Genomic DNA, 3527 nt, shown 5'->3' on the forward strand with positions numbered 1-3527 from the left:
GTGCCCGAGGTCCCCGCCCCGCTGGAACTGCCGCCCGGCAGACGCACCTGGTCGGAGATCACCTACCGGGAGTCCGGACCGGTCGGCCTGCTCCGCTTCTCCTTCGCCGGGGGCGCCATGAGCACCGGTCAGTGCCGCCGGCTGCTCGACGCCTACCGCCACGCCTGCAGCCGCCCCACCTCGGTGCTGGTCCTCGGCGGCGCCCGGGACTTCTTCTCCAACGGCATCCACCTCAATGTGATCGAGGCGGCGCCCGACCCGGCCGCCGAGTCCTGGGCCAACATCAACGCCATGGACGACCTGGTGGAGGCGGTCCTCACCACCACCGACCGGCTCACCGTNNGCGCTGCGCATCGGCCTGGTCGACCAGGTCATCGCCACCGGCCCCGACGACTTCGGCGCCGAGGCGGTCCGGGCCGCAGCCGACCTGGCGCACTCCCCCGCGACGGCGCCCAGGATCGCCGCCAAGGCCGCGGCGCTCGACGCGGCGCGGCTTGCCGAACTCGCCGAGTGCCGCCGCCGCGAACTGGAGCGGATGCGGCGCAACTTCCGCGACCCCGCGCCGGACGGCTATCCGGCGCTGCGGACCGCCTTCGTCCGCAAGCACCCGTCCACCGGCCGGCCGGAGCACCTGGTGGCGGCCTCCCACTCCGACCCGGCCGGCGCCGCGCCCGTGTGGCCGGGGGATGCCGGGCCGATGCCGGGCCGGTCCGCCTCGGCGGCCCGGCCCGTGGACCACCGGGCGGGCGCGGGAGCGCCGCACGGAGCGCTCTGACCTCCCGTGCGGCGCCCCGGCCGGTACGTCACATGGTCTCGATCTTCACATAGCGCCAGGCGTCGGGCGCCTGGGTGACCGCCAGCGCGACCGCGGCCGCAGCGAGCACGCCCACCGTCAGCCGGACCGCCAGGGGCGGGATGTAGAGATGGATTCCGTACCTCATAGGACTTCTCCTTCCTGTGCCGCGACAAGCTGCGCCGTCCGCTCCCGGCGGCGCAGTTCGGCGAGCAGGTCGTCGACGACCCGCTCCACCAGGGACACAGCCGGTTCCACGGCCGCCCGCACCGCGGGGCTGAGACCGGGGTCGGGGTCGGGTCCCTCCTCCGTAGGGCGGTGCGAGGGCTCGCAGCCGACGACCAGCACCCGCGGCAGCCGCCCGTCGCCGAGCCGGTGGGCCAGCGCCAGGACCCGTACCGGGTCCATGGCGTGGGCCTCGGGGGCCGCGTCCGCGGCGGCGTCCAGGTCGGGTTCGATGACGTGCAGCGACCCGGGGGCGCTGCCCCGCGGCGCCGCGTCCACCAGGACGGCCGCGTCGCAGCCGTCGACCAGGGCGTACGCCAGGTCCATGCCGCGGATGCCGAAGTCGGCCACCCGGACGCCGTCCGGGAGGCGCCGCCGCAGCAGCGCCGCGGCGACCTCGGGGCCGAAGGCATCGTCGCCGAGGAAGATGTTGCCGATCCCGGCGACCAGCACCCTCGGCGCCGCCGGCACCACCTCGGCCGGTTCGGCGCCGAGCGCCTCGACCTCCTCCGGGGAGAAGAAGAAGCGGTGCCCGATCTTCCCGGCGGCGCCCAGGTCGCGTCCGGGATCGTCGTCCAGGACCACGGCGAGGTGCAGCCGGCCCTCGTAGTCCTCCTCCACACCGACCACCTCCGCGGTCCGTCCGGTGAGGGCGAGGTCCAGGATGTCGGCGTGTCCGTGCGGGCGCAGCCGGACCCGGCTGCCCCTGCCCACCTCCGCGCCGCCCACCGTGACGGTACGGCCGGCCGGCCGCCGCTCCCCGCAGGTGCGCTGCCCGGTCATGCGTCCTCCAGCGGCCGCTTGGAACGGATGGCGCCGTGCAGCGCCATCAGGTCGTCGGGGGTGAGTTCGGAGCAGCGTCTGAGGATCGCGTCGGCGCGCGGGTCGCTGGCCGCCATCTCCTCGCGTTCCTCGTCGCTCATCGACAGCACGCTGAGGATCAGCAACTGGTCGATCTCGGTGCCGTCGAAGAGGTCACCCGGGCTCTCGGGGGCGACCTCGGGGTGGTCGTAGAGGGTGATCGGGGAGGAGAGCACGGTGTGCCCCCAGCGGCCCTCGCCGCCCACCAGCACCGGCCAGGTGCCCTGGTTGCGGCAGGCCCCGGCGGCGTCCCGCAGCCGGTCGGGCGGGTCGATCAGCGAGGCGAACCGGCCGTCCCCGCAGTGCAGCACGGTGTGGGCGGAGAGCAGCGCATGGGCGGCCGTGCCGTCCCGGGTGGGGGACGGGTCGGAGTGCGGCGGCGGGCAGTCGGTGGTGTTGGTGATCCGGACGCTGATCCGCACGGTGGTCGCGTCGACCCGGTCGGCGTGGGTCTCCACGGTGCCCGTGAGCGGCTGCCAGGTGCGTACGAGGGCTCCGGCCAGCCTGTCCTGACGATCCGTCAGTCGCTCCTGCAGGGTGCCGCCGGGGACGGCGAGGGCGGTCCTGGCGGGCCCGGCGAGCAGCCCGGAGACGCGGGCGGGCGGCAGTTCGACGCGTCGCTCGGTGGCCTCCTGCCAGGCCAGGTGGCGGCGGCCGTCCACGGTGAGGCTGTCCACGGGCTGCGGGCCGTCGGGGCCGTACCGCAGCACCCCGCGGTCCACCAGGTGCAGGAAGCGCACACTGACGGCCACCTCGACGTCCGGCTCCGCCTCCAGCAGGCACTGGGTCTCCATGCTGTCGGGCTCGCCGAGCGGGCCCGCGAGATCCCGCGGGTAGATGCCGCCGAAGGTCCACCGCCGGCGGTTCTTCAGCGCGGAGCGGCGGTAGGGCCAGAGCAGGTAGCCCTCGTAGAGGCAGGTGCGGGCGATCTTCTCCACGGCGTCCATGTGGCTCCTGCAGCGTCGGAAGGGGGGTCGTCGAAGACCGGTGGGGGGCTTTGGTCCAGCAGGGCGTGCACGGTCTCGTCCCAGCTGGTGAGGGCGTGGCGGGCGCGGTGGGCGTCCAGCCGGTCGTAGGTGTCGCGGGAGAGCCGCACCCAGCCGCTGTCGTGGACGGTCTGCTGCCAGAGCACGGCCGGCAGCCGGTAGGCGGCGTCGCCCGCCCAGGAGATCCTGGCGGTGCGCAGCCGTCCGTCCGGGCCGTCGTGGAAGACCGTGCCGCTGAAGAGGAAGTCCAGCGGGACGTCCCCGTCGGGCACGGCCCTGAGGTACTTGGTGACGGCCAGCTCGATGTCGCTGCCGCACGGCACGGGCAGGGTCACCGTGGTGCTGTCGTCGAAGGGCGGCACCACGGTGGTGATCTGCGCCAGGGCCAGCGGCCGGATGCCGGCCGCCCACTGCCGGGCGGTGCCGAACACCTCGGCGAGCCGTTCCCTGGTCGCCTGGTCGTGGCGGCGGCGGCCCGGGGCGATCCGCACGGCCGTGCTGAGCAGGACCGAGCGCACCGGTCCACCGCCGCCGGCGACGGTGATCCGGAACTCCAGGGTGGGCACGGCCGTGAACGGGGCGGGCCGGGCGTCGGCGACGGTGAAGGTGAGGTCGGGGGCGGGGTGTCCGCACCCCTGCGGGGCCGCCGCGGTCGGCTCGGA

At 75.2% G+C, this 3527-nt stretch carries 4 protein-coding genes and 1 pseudogene; 1 reads left to right on the forward strand and 4 read right to left on the reverse strand.

Going from position 1 to position 3527, the window contains the following annotated elements; translation table 11 throughout:
• Positions 1 to 341 (forward strand): annotated as a pseudogene (locus tag AOK09_RS42580) (hydrogenase maturation protein); the annotation flags it as partial.
• Between the two features lie 462 nt (positions 342 to 803).
• Here AOK09_RS42580 and AOK09_RS40460 read toward each other — a convergent pair.
• The 4 genes from AOK09_RS40460 to AOK09_RS28445 all read right to left on the reverse strand — a co-directional run.
• A complete protein-coding gene (locus AOK09_RS40460) occupies positions 804 to 941 on the reverse strand; it encodes a DUF6893 family small protein (protein ID WP_157876062.1) in 138 nt (45 codons plus the stop codon).
• Positions 938 to 1492, reverse strand: coding sequence for a hydrogenase maturation protease (locus AOK09_RS43890; protein ID WP_063796101.1), 555 nt, complete (start codon positions 1490 to 1492; stop codon positions 938 to 940). Before AOK09_RS43890 ends, AOK09_RS40460 begins: the two co-directional genes overlap by 4 nt.
• Positions 1493 to 1797: 305 nt before the next feature.
• The gene (locus tag AOK09_RS28440; protein ID WP_055590112.1) at positions 1798 to 2826 is read right to left on the reverse strand and encodes a hypothetical protein; all 1029 of its coding nucleotides are present in this window, start codon (positions 2824 to 2826) and stop codon (positions 1798 to 1800) included.
• Positions 2748 to 3527: DUF6084 family protein (locus AOK09_RS28445; protein ID WP_063796100.1), on the reverse strand; the 780-nt coding region annotated here is incomplete at its 5' end. The genes AOK09_RS28440 and AOK09_RS28445, both read right to left, overlap by 79 nt.

The sequence above is a fragment of the Peterkaempfera griseoplana genome (assembly GCF_001418575.1).
GTDB lineage: Bacteria > Actinomycetota > Actinomycetes > Streptomycetales > Streptomycetaceae > Peterkaempfera > Peterkaempfera griseoplana.

Bases quoted from the DNA above. Each gene is read 5' to 3' on its own strand.
- AOK09_RS28440 (WP_055590112.1), bottom strand. From the start codon at position 2,826: ATGGACGCCGTGGAGAAGATCGCCCGCACCTGCCTCTACGAGGGCTAC.
- AOK09_RS40460 (WP_157876062.1), bottom strand. From the start codon at position 941: ATGAGGTACGGAATCCATCTCTACATCCCGCCCCTGGCGGTCCGGCTG.